Annotated in this window: 14 protein-coding genes; 3 read left to right on the top strand and 11 right to left on the bottom strand. The window is 66.0% G+C overall.

Annotated features, from left to right (window positions below; genetic code table 11):
- Nucleotides 1-31: 31 nt before the first annotated feature.
- Nucleotides 32-1,999 carry a methyl-accepting chemotaxis protein gene (locus JQ572_RS06915; protein ID WP_211382192.1) on the top strand — a complete coding sequence of 656 codons (1,968 nt, stop codon included), beginning with the start codon at nucleotides 32-34 and terminating at the stop codon, nucleotides 1,997-1,999.
- 40 nt (nucleotides 2,000-2,039) lie between these two features.
- Here the strand turns inward: JQ572_RS06915 and JQ572_RS06910 are convergent, their stop codons facing one another.
- A complete protein-coding gene (locus tag JQ572_RS06910; RefSeq protein ID WP_211382191.1) occupies nucleotides 2,040-2,684 on the bottom strand; it encodes a TetR/AcrR family transcriptional regulator in 645 nt (214 codons plus the stop codon).
- A gap of 115 nt (nucleotides 2,685-2,799) precedes the next feature.
- On the opposite strand from JQ572_RS06910, the gene JQ572_RS06905 reads away from it, so the two are divergent.
- Nucleotides 2,800-3,444, top strand: a complete 645-nt coding sequence (locus JQ572_RS06905) for a glutathione binding-like protein (protein WP_211382190.1) — start codon at nucleotides 2,800-2,802, stop codon at nucleotides 3,442-3,444.
- A 47-nt stretch (nucleotides 3,445-3,491) separates the two neighbouring features.
- Here the strand turns inward: JQ572_RS06905 and JQ572_RS06900 are convergent, their stop codons facing one another.
- The 8 genes from JQ572_RS06900 to JQ572_RS06865 all read right to left on the bottom strand — a co-directional run bounded on the left by JQ572_RS06900 (nucleotide 3,492) and on the right by JQ572_RS06865 (nucleotide 13,051).
- Nucleotides 3,492-4,796: a TRAP transporter large permease gene (locus JQ572_RS06900; protein ID WP_211382189.1), complete on the bottom strand. Its 1,305-nt coding sequence runs from the start codon at nucleotides 4,794-4,796 to the stop codon at nucleotides 3,492-3,494.
- 31 nt (nucleotides 4,797-4,827) lie between these two features.
- Nucleotides 4,828-5,421, bottom strand: coding sequence for a TRAP transporter small permease subunit (locus tag JQ572_RS06895; RefSeq protein WP_211382188.1), 594 nt, complete (start codon nucleotides 5,419-5,421; stop codon nucleotides 4,828-4,830).
- Between the two features lie 10 nt (nucleotides 5,422-5,431).
- On the bottom strand, nucleotides 5,432-6,430 hold the full coding sequence (locus JQ572_RS06890) for a TRAP transporter substrate-binding protein (protein ID WP_211382187.1): 999 nt from the start codon (nucleotides 6,428-6,430) through the stop codon (nucleotides 5,432-5,434).
- Between the two features lie 40 nt (nucleotides 6,431-6,470).
- Complete coding sequence (locus tag JQ572_RS06885; RefSeq protein WP_211382186.1) at nucleotides 6,471-8,129, bottom strand: hydantoinase B/oxoprolinase family protein; 1,659 nt, start codon at nucleotides 8,127-8,129, stop codon at nucleotides 6,471-6,473.
- Nucleotides 8,130-8,131: 2 nt separating this feature from the next.
- Nucleotides 8,132-10,216, bottom strand: a complete 2,085-nt coding sequence (locus tag JQ572_RS06880) for a hydantoinase/oxoprolinase family protein (RefSeq protein ID WP_211382185.1) — start codon at nucleotides 10,214-10,216, stop codon at nucleotides 8,132-8,134.
- 140 nt (nucleotides 10,217-10,356) lie between these two features.
- Nucleotides 10,357-11,163: an NAD-dependent protein deacetylase gene (locus JQ572_RS06875; RefSeq protein ID WP_211382184.1), complete on the bottom strand. Its 807-nt coding sequence runs from the start codon at nucleotides 11,161-11,163 to the stop codon at nucleotides 10,357-10,359.
- Between the two features lie 84 nt (nucleotides 11,164-11,247).
- Entirely contained in the window at nucleotides 11,248-11,874 is a 627-nt protein-coding gene (locus JQ572_RS06870; RefSeq protein WP_211382183.1) for a hypothetical protein, read from the bottom strand.
- Nucleotides 11,875-11,890: 16 nt separating this feature from the next.
- Nucleotides 11,891-13,051 (bottom strand): YadA-like family protein, encoded by a 1,161-nt coding sequence (locus JQ572_RS06865; RefSeq protein ID WP_211382182.1) that lies wholly within the window; start codon nucleotides 13,049-13,051, stop codon nucleotides 11,891-11,893.
- A gap of 447 nt (nucleotides 13,052-13,498) precedes the next feature.
- Here JQ572_RS06865 and JQ572_RS06860 point away from each other — a divergent pair, with 447 nt between their 5' ends.
- Nucleotides 13,499-14,431 (top strand): adhesin, encoded by a 933-nt coding sequence (locus JQ572_RS06860; protein WP_249128828.1) that lies wholly within the window; start codon nucleotides 13,499-13,501, stop codon nucleotides 14,429-14,431.
- A gap of 7 nt (nucleotides 14,432-14,438) precedes the next feature.
- On the opposite strand, the gene JQ572_RS06855 is transcribed toward JQ572_RS06860, so the two are convergent.
- Together JQ572_RS06855 and JQ572_RS06850 are read right to left on the bottom strand one after the other, a co-directional pair.
- Nucleotides 14,439-15,275 (bottom strand): SDR family oxidoreductase, encoded by an 837-nt coding sequence (locus JQ572_RS06855; protein WP_211382180.1) that lies wholly within the window; start codon nucleotides 15,273-15,275, stop codon nucleotides 14,439-14,441.
- A 72-nt stretch (nucleotides 15,276-15,347) separates the two neighbouring features.
- Nucleotides 15,348-16,667: a solute carrier family 23 protein gene (locus JQ572_RS06850; RefSeq protein WP_211382179.1), complete on the bottom strand. Its 1,320-nt coding sequence runs from the start codon at nucleotides 16,665-16,667 to the stop codon at nucleotides 15,348-15,350.
- Nucleotides 16,668-16,770: the final 103 nt, after the last annotated feature.

Genomic DNA, 16,770 nt, shown 5'->3' with positions numbered 1-16,770 from the left:
TCTTTACCAACAGTCAAAGAACGAGTCGGACATGCGGACGAGCCTCGGCCTCAGGATGCGGATTACGGTTGCGCTGGCGGTGACGGCGGCGGCGACCGCCCTGTTTGCCGTGCTCGGGGCAATGTGGATCATCTCAGGGATCATCGACCGCGCCGACCAGCGCGAGCTGCGCAGCCATTACGACGCGCTGCAATCGCGGATCGCGGAAGAGTCCCACCGCGCCGCCGCCATGAGCGCCATCGTCGCCGCGATGCCGGCGACGCAGGACGCAATGGCCAAACAGGATCGCAACGCCCTGATCGGCCTGTTCGGGCCGGTCTTTGCCGCAACCAAGTCGGAGTACGGCGTCGATCAGTTTCAGTTCCACGTGGCGCCGGCGACCTCGTTCCTGCGCGTGCATCAGCCCGCCAAATTCGGCGACGACTTGTCCGGCTTCCGCAAGACCGTCGTCGTCGCCAACCAGGAGCACAGGGTCGTGGTCGGCCTCGAAGGCGGCGTGGCCGGGCTCGGTATCCGCGGCGTGGTCCCGATCGCGCAAGGGGCTAAGCATCTCGGCTCGGTGGAGTTCGGCCTGACCTTCGGCCAGTCCTTCCTCGACGACTTCAAGACCAACCGCCATGTCGACGTCGCCTTCCATCTCGCCGACGGCGCGGGCTTCAAGCTGTTCGGCGGCACGCTGAAGGGCAAGAGCTTCTTCGACGCTGCCGACTACGGCCGCGCCACCGGCGGCGACTTCACGGTCCGGCAGGCCAGGCTCGACACCACGCCGGTGGCCGCGCTGCTCGGACCGATCAAGGATTTTTCCGGCAAGCCGCTCGGCGCGGTCGAGCTGGTGATGGACAATGCCGACTATGTGGCCTCCGCCGACCGTGCCTGGCTGCTGGCATTCGGCATCGCCGCGCTCGGGCTCGTGCTCGCCGCGATCGTCGGCTATCTCATCGCCCGCAGCATTTCGCGCCCGATCCTCTCCATCACACGCGTGATGCGCGAGCTCGCGGACGGACACCTCGACGTCGCCGTCCCCACCAGCAAGGCCAATGACGAGGTCGGTGAGATGGTGAAGGCGGTCGCGGTCTTCCGCGACAACGCCGTCAACTTCAATCGGCTCCAGGCCGATCAGCTCGAGGCCAAGGCCCGGTCCGAATCGGAGAAGCGGCGCGCCTTCGCCGCGCTCGCCGACAATTTCGAAGCCAGCATCCGGGACGTCGTCACCACGGTTTCCTCGGCCGCGGTCGAGATGGAGCACACGGCGCGCTCGATGTCGGCCATCGTCGAGCAGTCGCGGCAGCAGACCGGCACGGTATCGTCGGCCTCGGCGCTCGCATCGGAGAACGTTCAGACGGTCGCAGCCGCTGCCGAAGAGCTGTCGTCGTCGATGACCGAGATCAGCCGCCGCCTTGCGCATGCGACCGAAGTCGTCGGCAGGGCCGCCAGCGATGGACAAAGGTCCAACGCACGGGTGCAGAGCCTGGCAGATGCCGCGCAGAAGATCGGCGACGTCGTCTCCTTCATCAACGGCATTGCGGGGCAGACCAATTTGCTTGCGCTCAACGCGACCATCGAGGCGGCGCGCGCGGGCGAAGCCGGCCGCGGCTTTGCCGTGGTCGCCTCCGAGGTGAAGGCGCTGGCGACCCAGACCGCGAAAGCGACCGAGGAGATCGGCGCGCAGGTGACGGCCGTGCAGGGCGAGACGACCGGCGCGGTGGACGGTATCCAGTCGATCTGCGCGACGATCCAGCAGGTCGACGAGATTTCGGCGGCCATTGCGGCGGCCGTCGGCCAGCAGGGCACGGCGACACAGGAGATCGCGCAGAACGTCCAGCAGGCAGCCGCCCGCACCGGCGAGGTCTCGCAGAACATCGCGGGCGTCACCGCCGGCATCGCCGCGACCGGTACGGCGGCGCAGGAAGTGCTGGGCTCGGCGATCGAGCTGTCAAAACAGTCGCAGCGGCTGCGCGACGAGGTGGATCGTTTCCTGGCGCATATCCGCGCGGCGTAGCGGGCGCGGGATCGCGCCGCATACTCGCCGTCATCCCGGCTCAGGATTTAGCGCCCACCATCACGTCGATCGCGCCCTTGACGATCGCTTCCAGATCCTTCCGCGACACCCGCGCCCGCGAACGAATGGCGATCGAGTGCACGGTTGCGGACGCGACTTGCGCCAGCACGGCCGGATCGGCGCTCTCCGGCAGTTCGCCTTTCTCTTTTGCGCGGCGGAAGCAGCTCGCAAACGCCTTGTCGAGCTCCGACAGGCCATCGAGCACCATCGCGCGGATCTCGGGATCGCCGACGGCTTCGGATGCCGCCGTCACCACCGTGAAGCAACCGCGCGGGCCGGTTTCGCCTGAGAGATAAATGTTCAGCGCGGAGGCAAAGATGCGCTCCAGCCGCTGGCGCACCGGCATCTCCTGGCGAAAAATCTCCACCATCGAGGCACGCGCTTCCTCGCGGTAGCGCTGGTAGCTTTTGATGTAGAGCTCACGCTTGTCGCCGAAGGCGCCGTAGAGGCTTGGGCGATTCATGCCGGTGGCTTCGCTGAGATCGTCGAGCGAGGTCGCGGCGAACCCCTGCCTGCGAAACAGGTCGAGCGCCTTGCCGAGCGCGATCTCGGGCTCGTAAGTGCGCGGACGCCCACGGCGCTTGGGTTCGCCGGCAGCAGTTGGCGGTTTCGATTTTTGTACCATTTCGCAAAATAATCCTTGACCCGCCTTATATTATGCAAGACAGTACAAAAATCAATCTGGCCAGGTTGAGCGACATCCAAAAGTCACATCGAGGAATTGCCCAAGGAGGCTACAGATGGATCTCTATTTCTCGCCGCTCGCCTGTTCGATGGCGACCCGCGTCGCGCTGTACGAAGCCGGTGCCGAGGCGAACTATCTCGAAGTCGATCCGCCGACCAAGAAAGTGCTGAACGACGGCACCGATTTCCGCACCGTGAACCCGATCGGCCTGGTGCCGACGCTGCGCACCGACGAGGGCGTGGTGCTGACCGAGAACGCCGCCATCCTGCAATATGTCGCAGACCGCTTCCCGCAATCCGGGCTCGGCGCGGCAGCGGGCATCGATCGCACCCGGCTGCATCAATGGCTCTGCTTCATCGGCACCGAGCTGCACAAGGGCCTGTTCATCCCCGTGCTCGACCGCAAGGCGCCGCAGGAAACCAAGGCGTATGCGCTGGAGAAGAACCTGTCGCGGCTCGACTATCTCGACAACTACCTGAAGGGGCGCGACTTCCTGCTCGACCATTTCAGCGTCGCCGATGCCTATCTCGTCACGGTCATCAACTGGACCATGGCGACGCCGCCGATCGAGCTCGCCAAATGGCCGAACGTGAAGGCCTATTACGAGCGCCTGCGCCAGCGGCCGTCGGTTGCGAAGGCGATCGCAGAGGAATTCGAGCTGTACAAGGCCGAACAGGCGCGGAAGAAGGCCGCGGCGTAAGGACTGAACGATCGAGACGCTGTCCCGGCCTCACGGCCGGGGCGGCGCTATCCGTACAGCACTCTTGGCAGGATCGTGACGATGCCGGGCCACAGCGTCAGCAGCAGCACGAAGCCGACCATGATGATGAGGTAGGGCATGGTGACGCGCGCGATGTAGCCGAGGCCATCGTCGGTCAGGCCCTGGATGACGAACAGGTTGAAGCCGACCGGCGGGGTGATCTGCGCCATCTCGACCGCGAGCACGATGAAGATGCCGAACCAGATTTCGTCGAAGCCCGCGCCCTTCACGATCGGCAGCACGATTGGCAGCGTCATCACGATCATCGAGAAGCCGTCGAGGAAGCAGCCGAGGACAAGATAGAAGACGATCAGCGCCACGATCAGCATGAAGGGCGACAGCCCCAGGCCCTTGACGAAGGCCGCGACCGCCTGCGGAATGCCGAGGAAGGCGGCCGCGTTGCCGAGGATCGAGGCGCCGAGCACGATCAGCGCGATCATCGAACAGGTGACGACGGATCCGATCAGCACGTCGCGCACCACCTGTTGCGACATCGAGCCCTGCGCCCAGGCGACCAGCGCCGCGCCGAGCACACCGACGGCGGCAGCCTCCGACGGCGTCGCCAGCCCGCCATACATCGAGCCGAGCACGCAGGCGATCAGGAACAGCGCCGGTGCGAGATCCTTCAGCGCCGCGAAACGCTCGCCCCACGACACCTGCGAGAGCTTTGCTTCCGACTCAGGCACCAGCGTGCGGTTAAAGGTCGTGTGCAGCATCACCCAGCCCATGAAGGTGGCGGCCAGCAAGAGGCCGGGCAAGACGCCGGCGGTGAAAAGCTTCAAGATCGAGACGTCGCCGAGCACGCCGTAGATGATCATGATGTTGGACGGCGGGATCAGAAAGCCGAGCGTGCCGGCGCCGGCGAGCGAGCCGATCGCGATATCTCGCGAATAGCCGCGGCGTGTCAGCTCGTTGAGCGACATGCGGCCGATCACCTGCGTCGTCGCGGCCGACGAGCCGGAGATCGCCGCGAAGATGGTGCAGCCGATCACGTTCACATGCAGCAGGCGGCCCGGCAGCAGCCCGGCCCAGGGCGCGAGGCCCTGGAACAGCGAGCGCGACAGGCGGGTGCGAAACAGCAGCTCGCCCATCAGGATGAACAGCGGCAGCGCCAGCAGCTCCTGCGTGGTCAGGATGTTCCAGGCATATTGCGGCAGCAGCTTGTCGAGCGGGATCGAGCGGAACATCGCCAGCAGCAGCGTGGCGGTCAGCGCGAGCGTGAGGCCGATCCACACGCCGCATGCCAGCAGCGCAAACAGGATCGCGAACAGGGCGACGACTTCGATGGTCATGCGATCTTGAATCCGGTAGCGGGCAAAACGATCATTCGACGGGCGAGGCCTTCATGCGGTGATCCTCCAGCGGCAGGCCGAGCGTGGCCTGGATCGCGCGCGCCAGGAACTGCAGCGTGAGCAGCAGCATGCCGAAGGCGACGACGGCTTGCGGAAACCACAGCGGAGTATCGCTCGAGGTCGAGACTTGGCCGCGGATGAAGGCACCCCAGGCGAATTTTGCCATGGCCGAGGTCAGGAACGCCATGAAAGCGAAGCCGGCAGCGGCCGAGAGGATCTCGATCACGCGCTGAAACGGCGCGGGAACGTTCTTCAGGAGCAGGACAACGCGGATGTGGCCGCCGACGCGCAGCGTCATGGCGGCGCCGAAGGTGAAGGACGCTGCCATCAGGTAGGAGGAATATTCCCACGCGATCGAGATGGTCGGCGGGAAGAAGGAGAGGAAGTTCGAGAGGAAGCGGGTGGCGACCTCGCACAGCATCAACAGCGTCAGCAACAGCAGGCAGCCGCCGCCGATCCAGCCGTCGAGCCGGCCGAGACGGTCGATGCCGTCGAGCAGGATGCGCAGCGGCGCCGGCGCCGCTGCGTTGAGGCTTTGCGGAGCTTCGGGCGAGATACTCACCAAGGTGATGCCCTCAGCGCTTCATTTCGGCGAGATAGGCCCGCACCGGCTTGTCGGCCGCCGGCACGCGCTTGAGGAAGGCGTCGAGCTGCGGCGCGGTCTTCGCTCGGATGTCCGTGATCATCGCCTCCGAGACCGGCACCACCTCCATGCCGCCTTCCTTCAGGCGGTTGAGGCTGTCAACGTCGGCCTTGAGCGAGTTCGCCCAGAAACCCGGCTCCATTTTCGCCGCGATGTCCGCGACGAGCTTCTGCTGATCCGCACTGAGCGCCTTCCAGGAGTCGAGATTGACCGTGAGCATCTGCGAAGACCAGACGTGGTTGGTCGGGTAGACGTATTTCAGGAATTCCCAGAACTTGCCGTCGACGCCCGACACCGCAGATGTGGAGACGCCTGACACGGCGCCCGAGGCCAGCGCGGGAATGGTCTCGCCCCAGGGAATCATCACGGGCGCCATGCCAATGGCGGCCAGCATGTCGACGGCCCCCTTGTCGGGCACGCGGATCTTGATGTTCTTCAGACCCTCGACGTCGGCGACCTTGACCTTGAGATGCAGGTACTGCGTCGGCCACGGCACGATGTAGAGGATCTTCTGGTTGTTGCGCGCGGCGACCTTCTCGTATTCGGGCCGCACATATTTGTGCAGCACCTTCAATTCGTCCATCGAGCCGCACAGGAACGGAATGCTCTCGACGCCCATGAAGGGCTCGTCGCCGACCTGCTGGATGTTGAGGACGTCGGCGAGCGGCACCAGACCGTCGCGCACGGCGCGCAGATGCTCGGGGCCCTTGAAGCCGAGCTGGCCGCCGGCCTTCACGGTGATCGCGACCGCGCCTTCGGTCTGCTTCTTGACCTCTGCCGCAAAGGCGAACGCATTCTGGGTGTGGAAATTGCCGTCAGGCCAGACCGTCGACATGTCCCAACTCACCGTCGCTGCCCGTACGCGGGTGGGGATCTGGGTCGCGGCAAGCAGGGTCGCTGCGCCCGCGGTGAAATTCCGTCGCGTGATCATCTCTTCTCTCCGTTCGCTAGCGCGCAAGCTTCCCGGCTCGTCACCGCGCGGACCCATAAACTGCAACTGCATTGTCTGAAGATACGAGGCCGCTCTCGACATCGTCGTTGACGGCTGTCGGCGCGCGCTCCCGGGGATCGCCGATCCCGGCACCGCCCGGCGTCAGCACCACCAGGCGATCGTCCGGCGGCACCTGCTGAAAGCCTTTTCCGCGCAGCTTCTTTCCGGACTTCAGGCCGACATAACCAGCCTCGCCGTCAAGGCCGCCGTCGCGACCGCGCGGCGGATGATCAATACGGTCGAATGCCGCCAGGATGTCGAACGGCGCATCGACGCCGCTGCCGACCTCGATGATCTGGCCGAGGCCGCCGCGGGTGCGCCCTGCCCCGCCGGAATCCGGGCGCAGCTCCTTGCGCCAGAAGATCAGCGGCGTCTGCGTTTCCGCGATCTCGACCGGGGTGCCGCGCACCCCGCTGGGATAGGCGGTCGCCGACAGCCCGTCCTTCGCAAAGCGCGCGCCGGTGCCGCCATTGGAGGTCACCGCCATCGAGAATCCGTAATTGCCGCCGGCGCCTGAACGGGTCTGGCCGCGCACGTTGAGATTCCACAGGCACGAGGTGCCTTCCGCCGGCACTCGTTCGGGAATGATCTGGCGCAGGCAGCCGAACACGACGTCGGGCAGCATCTGCCCGATGATGTGGCGCGAGGCCACCGGCGCCGGCTTCGGCGCATTGAGGATGGCACCAGCCGGCGCCGACACCGTCAACGGCGAGAGCGAGCCGGCATTGTTCGGGATCTGCGAGGCGACGACGCAACCGAGGCCGAACACGGTGTAGGCCGTGGTGTAGGACAGGGGCACGTTGATGCCGAACTTCGAGGCGCCCGTGGTGCCGTCGAAGTCGACATGGATGCCCGTATCCGAGATCGTCAGCGTCGCGGCCAGCGTGACCGGCGTGTCGTAGCCGTCGACGACCATGGTGTTGTGCCAGCTTCCCTTCGGCAATTTTGCGATCTCGGCGAGCACGGCCTCGCGCGAGCGGTCGCAGATGTAGTCGCCGAGTTCGTCGAGCGTATCGATGCCGAACTCGCTCATCATCTCGACCAGGCGCTCGCAGCCGACGTCGTTGCAGCCGGCGAGCGAATAGGTGTCGCCTTCGGTGTCGATCGGCAGCCGCGTGTTGGTGCGGATCATCGCCATCAGCGTCTCGTTGACGACGCCCTGGTCGATCAGCTTCAGCATGGGGATGTAGAGCCCTTCCATGAACACGTCGGTGGCGTCGGGCCCGAAGCCGATGCCGCCGATGTCCATGAGATGGCTGGTGCAGGAGAACAGCGCCACCGGCTTGCCGTCCTTGAAGCAGGGCGTGGTGACGACGAAATCGTTGAGATGGCCGGTGCCCATCCAGGGATCGTTGGTGATGTAGGCGTCGCCCTCCTTCATCGTCTCGATCGGGAAGCGGGCAATGAAATGCTTGACCGATTCCGCCATCGAGTTGACGTGGCCGGGCGTACCGGTCACCGCCTGCGCCAGCATCCGCCCCTTGAGGTCGAACACGCCGGACGAGAGGTCGCCGCATTCGCGGACGATCGGGCTGAATGCGGTGCGCAGCAAGACCTGTGCCTGCTCCTCGACCACGGCGATCAGCCGGTGCCACATGATCTGGAGATCGATCAGGCTCGTTCCGCTTGGCTTGCTCATGATCAGGCCGCCTTCCGTTCCATGACGATGCTGCCGGCACCATCGATATGGGCGTCGAAACTGTTGGAGACGAAGGTGGAGGTTTCGTCCTCGGCAATCACCGCGGGGCCCGCAATGGTCGCACCCGGCGCCATGTCCTCGCGGCGATAGAGCGGGATTTCGATCACTTCCCCGGCCCGGCCGTCGAAGAACTTTCGGCTGCCTGACGCCTTGCCGGCAGGCTTGCGCATCACGTCGGCAACGCGCACCGGATTGCGCGCATCGGTGGTCGCGAGCACCGACCAGCTCAACACCTCGATCGCGGCGCCCGGGATCGACCGCTCGAACATTGCGGAATAATCCGCCTCGAACTTCTGGCGCAGGCCGGCGAGATCGGCCGAATTCAGCCGCCGGTTCGGCAGCTCGATCGTGATCTCATGACCCTGACCGACATAGCGCATGAAGGCGGCACGGCGCTCGCGCACCGGCGCGCCCGCCGCACCCGGCTCGACGAGGGCGCGTGCCTCGGTCGCCATTTCCTGCAAGAGGTCGGAGACCGCCTCGGTGTCGAAATCGTCGAGGCGGACGTGGCGGCTACGCACCAGCTCATAGGCGATGGGCGCGGCCAGGAACCCGACCGCCGAGCCGACGCCGGCATTCGACGGCACGATCACCCGCGAGACGCCGATCTTCTCGGCGACACGCGCCGCATGCAGCGGCGCGGCGCCGCCGAAGGCGATCAGCGTGTGCTGGCCGACGATCTCGCCGCGTTCGACCGCGTGCACGCGCGCCGCGCTCGCCATGTTCTCGCAGACGACCTCGTGCACGGCATAGGCTGCGGTTTCCGCCGACAGGCCGAGCGGCTCGCCGACGGCGCGCAGCAGCGCCTGTTTCGACAGCTCCGGGTCGAGCTTGATCGTGCCACCCGCAAAGGCGTCGGGATCGATCATGCCCAGCGCAACGTCCGCATCCGTCACGGCCGGACGCTGGCCGCCGCGGCCATAGCAGGCCGGCCCCGGCTCCGACGACGCGCTCTCAGGCCCAACGGTGACGCGCTTCATCGCATCGACATGCGCGATCGAGCCGCCGCCGGCGCCGATCTCGACCATCTCGATCACGGGAATGCGCACCGGCAGGCCGGAGCCCTTGAGGAAGCGCGCGGCACGATCGACCTCGAACACGCGCGAGGTCTCTGGCTGGTACTTCTCGATCAGGCAGATCTTTGCGGTGGTGCCGCCCATGTCGAAGGAGAGCACCTTGCTCTCGCCGAGCCTTGCTGCGATCTGCGCCGCGAAGATGGCGCCGCCGGCCGGGCCGGACTCGACCAGGCGCACCGGAAAGCGCCGCGCCGTCTCGATCGAGGTGACGCCGCCGCCGGAGGTAACGAGATAGATCGCGCCGCGGAACTGCTCGACCAGCAACGCCTCGGCCATGCGGGCGAGATAGCCGTCGATCAGCGGCTGCACGTAGGCATTGGCGACCGCTGTGGAAGTGCGCTCGTATTCGCGGATCTCGGGGCACACCGCCGATGACACCGTCACGGAGGTGCCGGGCATCTCCTCGGCGAGGATCGCGGCCGCTCGGCGCTCGTGCTCGGGATTGGCGTAGGAGTGCAGGAAGGCGATGGCGACGCTCTCGACGTTCAGCGCGCGCAATCTTGGCGCGAGCGCGCGCACCGCTGCTTCGTCGAGCGGGAGGCGGACGGCACCGTGGGCGTCGATGCGCTCGGGCACGGTGAAGCGCAGGGAACGCGGCGCCAGCGGCCTCGGCTTGTCGATGGTGAGATCGTACTGGTCGTAGCGGCTCTCGGTGCCGATATCGAGCACGTCGCGAAAGCCTTCGGTCGCAACCAGCGCCGTCTTGGCGCCGCGGCGCTCGATGATCGCGTTGGTCGCCAGCGTCGTGCCGTGAATGAAGACGTCGATGTCGCTGATATGCGCGCGCGCGTCAGCCAGAATGAGCCGCATCCCGTCCAGGACCGCCTCTTCGGGGCGCTGCGGCGTCGTCAATACCTTGCGCGTTCTTCGGTCCCGACCCAAATCCAGCACGATGTCGGTGAACGTGCCACCGATATCGACGGCAAGCCGCACCTCGGCTCCCTCAAGCATTCCAAATTCTCCGTGCTGATCGTCAAGACTGGGGTCGAAAGCGCAGCAATTTCCGTGCCATGGATGACGAGAACATGCCGCGTCCGGCTATTCTGCTTGGCACCTATGCAATAGGCAAGGCATGTTCGCCTTGGGCGCGTTCAGAGCAGGAATGCAAGCGCCGCTTCGCAGCGCTCCTCGACCTTGAGCGTGAGCAGATCGTCGGCGCGGGTGCGCCCGAGATTGACCGCAGCGATCGGGATCTGCCGCTGCGCGGCAGCCTGCACGAAGCGGAAGCCGGAATAGACCATCAGCGATGAGCCGACGATCAGCATCGCATCGGCCTGCGACAGATGATCCTGCGCGGTGGCGACGATTTCGCGGGGGACGTTCTCGCCGAAGAACACGACGTCGGGCTTGAGGATGCCGCCGCAGGCCTCGCAGGCCGGCACCTCGAACGACGAAAAATCCGCGTGCTCCAGATCGGCATCTCCATCGGGCGCATCCGCGGCGTCGAGCGCGAGCCATTCCGCATTCGCGCGGCCCAGCGTCTCCTGGAATTCGCTCCGCGGCGTCTTCGCTCCGCAACCCATGCAGCGAACCAGGTCGAGCCGGCCATGCAGGTCGATCACCTGCCGGTGGCCGGCGGACTGATGCAGCCGATCGACGTTCTGGGTCAACAGCATCCCGCAGCGCCCGTTCGCCTCGAGCCGGGCCAGCGCGTGATGCGCATCGTTCGGCCTCGCCTGGCCGAACCGCCGCCAGCCGATCAGGCTGCGCGCCCAATAGCGCTGGCGCGTGCGCTCTTCGGACATGAAAGCCTGGAAATTGACCGGCTGGGTGCGCTTCCAGTTGCCGTGGCTGTCGCGGTAGTCGGGAATGCCAGAGTTCGTGCTGCAGCCGGCGCCGGTCAGCACGAACAGACGTTCGTGGCGGGCGACGAAATCCTGAAGCGGCGCATTTGTCATGGCGAAGATGTAGTCTGCGCAACCCGCTTTTGCCAGATCACCGGGATGCCTCTTTGAGCAACCCGCATCACCCTTGCGTTCCGATCATTGCGTTGGCGGCTTCGAGGACAGGTTCGGTTTCGCCGGCGCGGATTGCTTGTGCGAGACGACGGCCTTGCCGGGCGCAGCTTCGGGCGTGGCAGGCGCCACCGGTGCGGATTGACCGACTGACAACGACACGCCGAACACGCGCCACTGTCCGTCGACCGGCGCGAACAGCAGCTCAAAATTCACCTGCGACGGCACTGACGGAAAAAATCCTGCCATGTGCAGCAGACCGTTCGGCTCGATCTGCGGCAGCAGCGACAATTGCGGATCGATGACGGCAACGCCGGAGAGATCGAGCTTGTCGCCGCGCTGCTTGGCAAAGATCTCCGCGAGCCGCGCCGCGGTGTTGACCTGGAAACCCGGTGCGCCGAGATCGCGCAGCACGGTGTAGTTCCCGGTCTTGTTGGCGTGATCGAGCGCAAGCAGCGTCGAGCGGATCAGCATCAGCACGCCGTTACGGTCGATGTTCGCAGGCTTGGCTGCCTGTTGCTGCTGGGATGACGCCTGATGCGACTGCGACTGCGACGGCGGCGGCGTCTGCTGCGCAGATGTCGTCACCGCCCCCAGAATCAGGAGCCCGAGCATCACAAGCCCGAGGCCCGCACTCAACCGACGCAGCGTCATGGCGAATGCGTTCTTCCTACCACTGGATCGAGACAGCACCACGCCCGCCTGCAACGTCGCGCTCGAGCCCGATGCCGCCGCCGGCATTGGCGATGATCGCATAGCTCTTGCCGTCATAGAGCAGCGCCGTGGCGCCGAGGGCGAACGCATTGGCGCCCTCGAAATTGCCGTAGCCCGCCGAGAGTGCGAATTTGCGGCCCGCTTGCAGGGCCGGCATCGAACCGGCCGCGAGCGCAACGGCGGTGCCGCTGCGCGCTTCGAGCCGGTTGTCCATCACTTGCGACTGCAGCGAAGTCACCTGCGATTGCAGTGAAGTGATGCTCGCCGGGTTGAAGCTCGACGTCGCGAGGTTGCCGGCGGCGTCGGTGGTAACGAAGGAGACCGGCCCGCTCTGCGCCGCAAGGCTCGCGGTGGATGCGACGCCGGCCAGGCGATAGGTATTGCTTGCCGTACCGATCGCGACCTGGTTGGCGGCCGTCGCCGTCGCGCCGGAGCCGATGGCGGTGGAGTTCGTGAAACCGGCCGAGGCGCCAGTGCCGATCGCGGTCGCGCTGCTCGAGGCAGCGCTGGCTCCATTTCCGACGGCTGTCGAGGACGCCCCGGACGCGACACTGGCAAGACCGATCGCGATCGCCCTGTCACCGGACGATTGCGCGCCCAAGCCAGCGGCTCCGTCACCACCGCCTCCGATCGCGATACTGTAAATGCCAGAAGCGGTGGCCGCGTTGCCGACTCCGGCTCCGTCGCCGCCGCCCATTGCGGTACTGCCAACGCCCGCCGCGGTGCTATAGCCGCCGGTGGCCGTGCTGTAGTCAGCGCTTGCTAAGGTACCGATGCCGGTCGCCGTGCTGTAGACTCCGGACGCTGTGCTGAGGAACCCGCTTGCCGTCCCGCCCGCTCCGTCCGCCTTGCTGGCCCCACCGACTGCCGTGCTTGCGTTACCCGTTGCCTCGCTTTGGCCGATCGCCACGCTGCCGTTACCGCTCGCTTGGCCGCCGCAAGCGACGGCGCCGACGCCAGGCGCAGAACCGAGCGCGGTGCCTGTTACCGCCGCGCCGCAGACCCCTTGCGCAGCGGCGGGCGCAAGATCAAGCGTCAAGACGAACATAGCGAGCACCACGGCTGCAGCCAGGGCTTTGGTCAAACAAAGCATCGCTTTAATGATCGCAGAAGGCATTTGCGCTCTCAGGTCCAGAGGTCGGGTCTGTCCCGATCGGTGGCCGGATGCGGCCGCCGCGAATGTGGGCCAAGGCGACAGGCCGGACATCAACCGTTCGGTTGAAGTCGAAGCACTGCCGGTTTCTGGTTGCCGCTTTTGGACGGGGCTGTTGCCGAAATGCATCCCGGGTGACGCAGGCAATTCTGCAACACAAGACAGAAAACCAGCCGCCGTATGCCGCTATCGAGCCGCCTTCAACCCAACGGTTGATGCGCTCCCGGCGCTCCTTCCGCACCGTGGAGCGAACGATGAATGGGGCGTCAAGGAATGTCATTCAGGTTGCTTCGCCGACTGAGCCATGCAGGCCAGCGGAAACGCGCGAGCGTGGGGCCCACGGTACGTCGCGCGAACGTCATCCGTCGCCTTGTATCAGCAAGTTTCGTCCTCGCGGCCGCGGCGGTCCCGTTGCTGGCGGCCGATGCGGCAGCGGCCGCCGACTACGCGGCGGGTGGCGGCGTGAACAACGGCCCCGCGGGTGAAGCGACGGCGGTGGGAAGCCTTGCCACGACGAACGGCCCCAGTGCAGCAGCCTTCGGCGAACAGGCCAATGCGGACGGCTCGGCTGCCACGGCGGTTGGTCAATTCAGTCACGCAACCGGCTTCCTTGCCACGGCAATCGGCGGCAACACGATAGCCACTGGCGGCGCCGCGACCGCGCTCGGCAGCCAGGCCACCGCGATCGGCGACAGCGCGACAGCAACCGGCTTTTTCAGCAATGCGACCGGCCTGAATGCAACCGCGACGGGATCCCTTAGCAAAGCGACCGGCGACAACGCAACCGCAACGGGCTCTTCCAGTCAGGCGATCGGAATCAACGCAACGGCTGTGGGCGCAAATAGCATTGCCAACGGCGCGACTGCGAGTGCCTTTGGAACCGGAGCAGAGGCGCTGGGGGCAAACTCGGTCGCGATCGGCGCAGGGTCGGTGGCAAGCGCTCCCAACACCGTGTCGTTCGGCACGGCCGGCAACGAGCGGCGGCTGACCAACGTCGCCGCGGGCATCAATCCGACCGACGCCGTCAACATGAGCCAGCTGAGCAGCATGTCGTCAGGCTTCCAGTCGCAGCTCTCCGGGCTGCAGTCCCAGATCTGGGACAATCGTACCGAGGCGCGGCGCGGCATCGCGGCGGCGGTCGCAACCGCAAGCGCGCCGATGCCTTCGGCCCCCGGCAAGACCACCTGGCAGATGCGTGGCTCGGTCTATCACGGCGAAGGCGGCTTCGGCTTCGGCTTCGCCCATCGCCTCAACACCGCGATGCCGCTGAGCGTGGTCGGCGGCTACGGCAATGGCGGCGGCACCGAACACACCGCCTATGTCGGGATCGGCGGCGAGTTCTAGCGACGCTTCAGCTCGCCCAATTGTCGCGAAACTCGGGAAACAGCGTCAGGCCTCCGCAGGCGTAGATGGTCTGCCCGGTGATGTAGCTTGCTTCATCCGAGGCGAGGAAGGCAAACACGGCGGCGATCTCCTCCGGCGTGCCGACGCGGCCGAGCGGAATATGGCTGGTGACGACGCCGCGCTTCTCCGGATCGCCGGTCCAGGCCGCGTTGATCGGCGTGTCGATCGCGCCGGGCCCGACCGCGTTGACGCGGATGCCGCGGCCGGCGAATTCGAGCGCCAGCGTTCGCGTCAGATTGGCCATGCCGCCCTTGCTGATCGAATAGGCGAGATAGCCGGGCTTCGGGATGATCTGGTGCACGCTGGTGCAGTTGATGATGCTGCCGCCACCGCCGCGCGCGACGAAATGGGCGAGCGCCTTCTGCGCGCAAAGCACGGCGCCGTTGAGATTGACGTCGATGATGCGGCGGTAGGTCTCGATGTCGAGCGCCTCGCTCGGCGATTCCCGCTGGAAGCCGGCATTGTTGACAAGGCAGTCGAGGCGCCTCCAGCGCGCCAGGATGGTCTCGAACATTGCCGCGACGTCCTGCTCGCTGCTGACATCGGCCCCGACGACGACATGATCGAGCCTGCCGTGGCCGCGATCGCTCGATGCCGTGCGTGCCAGCGCGAGCGTCTCTTCCCCCTTTTCGGGATGATCGACATAGTTGATGGCGACGGTCGCGCCCTCCTGGGCGAGCCGGATGGCGACGGCGCGGCCGATGCCTTGTGAGGCGCCGGTCACCAGCGCGTATTGGCCGACGAGGCGCGAGTGAAACGAGGTCGATCGATCGGTTTGTGGCATGAGTTCTCTCCGGGACGCCTGATCATCGACGGAACCGGCTTTTTGTTCCATCCCTCAGCGCATCGCTGCGATTCATTCGGCGCGCCGGGCAAGCGGCGAGGTCAGGATCTGGTACAGGATGATGGCGCCAAAGGTTGCGGTGCCGATTCCGCCGATCGTGAACGCGCCGAATTTGAGCGTGAGATCGCCCGCGCCCGCCGTCAATGCCACGGCAATCGTGATCAAGTTCGCCGGATTGGCGAAGTCGACCTTGTTCTCGACCCAGATCCGGCCCGCCATCGCTGCGATCAACCCGAACAGCACGATCGAGAGGCCGCCGATGACGGGTCCCGGGATCGACAGGATCAGCGCGCCGAATTTCGGCGAGAAGCCGAGCAGGATGGACACCGTGGCCGCGAAGCCAAACAGCAAGGTCGAATAGACCTTCGTCGCTGCCATGACGCCGATGTTCTCGGCATAGGTGGTGACGCCGGTGCCGCCGCCGCAGGCCGCCACGATGGTCGCGAGGCTGTCGGCGAGCAGCGCGCGACCGAGATAGTCATCGAGGCTCCGGCCCGTCATGGCGCCGACGGCCTTGATGTGACCGAGGTTCTCGGCGACCAGAATGACCGCGACCGGCGCGATCAGGAAGATCGCATCGGCATGGAAACTCGGCGCCGTGAAATTCGGCAGGCCGAGCCACGGCGCGGCCGAGAGCTGCGCGAAGTCGACCGGCTTGCCGAAGCCCAGGCCGTTCGCGAACAGCAGGTACAAGACATATCCGCCGATCGCGCCGAGGATGATCGGCAGGCGGCGCCACAAGCCGGGAGCGGCAACTGCAACCACGCCGATCATCAAAACGGTCGCGAGCCCGATCCAGGTATCGAACGCATTGGCGCTCACCGCCTTGACCGCGACCGGCGCGAGGTTGAGGCCGATCGCGGCGACCACGGCCCCGGTGACGGCCGGCGGCATCAGGCGCTCGACCCAGCCGACGCCCGACCACATCACGATCAGCGCGATCACACCGTAGAGCACGCCGGCGCCAATGATGCCGCCGAGCGCGACGGAGAGATTCGGATTCGGCCCCTGCCCGGCATAGCCGGTGGCGGCGATGACGACGGCGATGAACGCGAAGCTCGAGCCGAGATAGCTCGGCACGCGCCCCGCGACGATGACAAAGAAGATCAGCGTGCCGATGCCGGAGAACAGCACCGCGACATTGGGATCGAACCCCATCAGCAGCGGCGCGATGATCGTTGAGCCCGACATTGCGACACAATGCTGGAGACCGGAGACGACGGTCTGGCCCCATGGCAGCCGCTCTTCGGGCATGATCACGCCGGAGGTCTTCAGCTTCCAACGCGGGAAATAGCCCTGTGATTGCTCGTCCGAGCCGGTGGCGATCGACATCTTCCCCCCAGTTGCGGTGCAGCGATCGATCTTCGTGCGAACAGACAAAAATGTGATTGTCGCTTCTGCGACGGCCATCACATGATGCAAATCATGCAAGATC

It is taken from the genome of Bradyrhizobium sp. SZCCT0153 (assembly GCF_018129995.1).
In the GTDB taxonomy this organism is placed as follows: domain Bacteria; phylum Pseudomonadota; class Alphaproteobacteria; order Rhizobiales; family Xanthobacteraceae; genus Bradyrhizobium; species Bradyrhizobium japonicum_G.
This window is presented reverse-complemented; position numbering and strand designations above follow the sequence as displayed.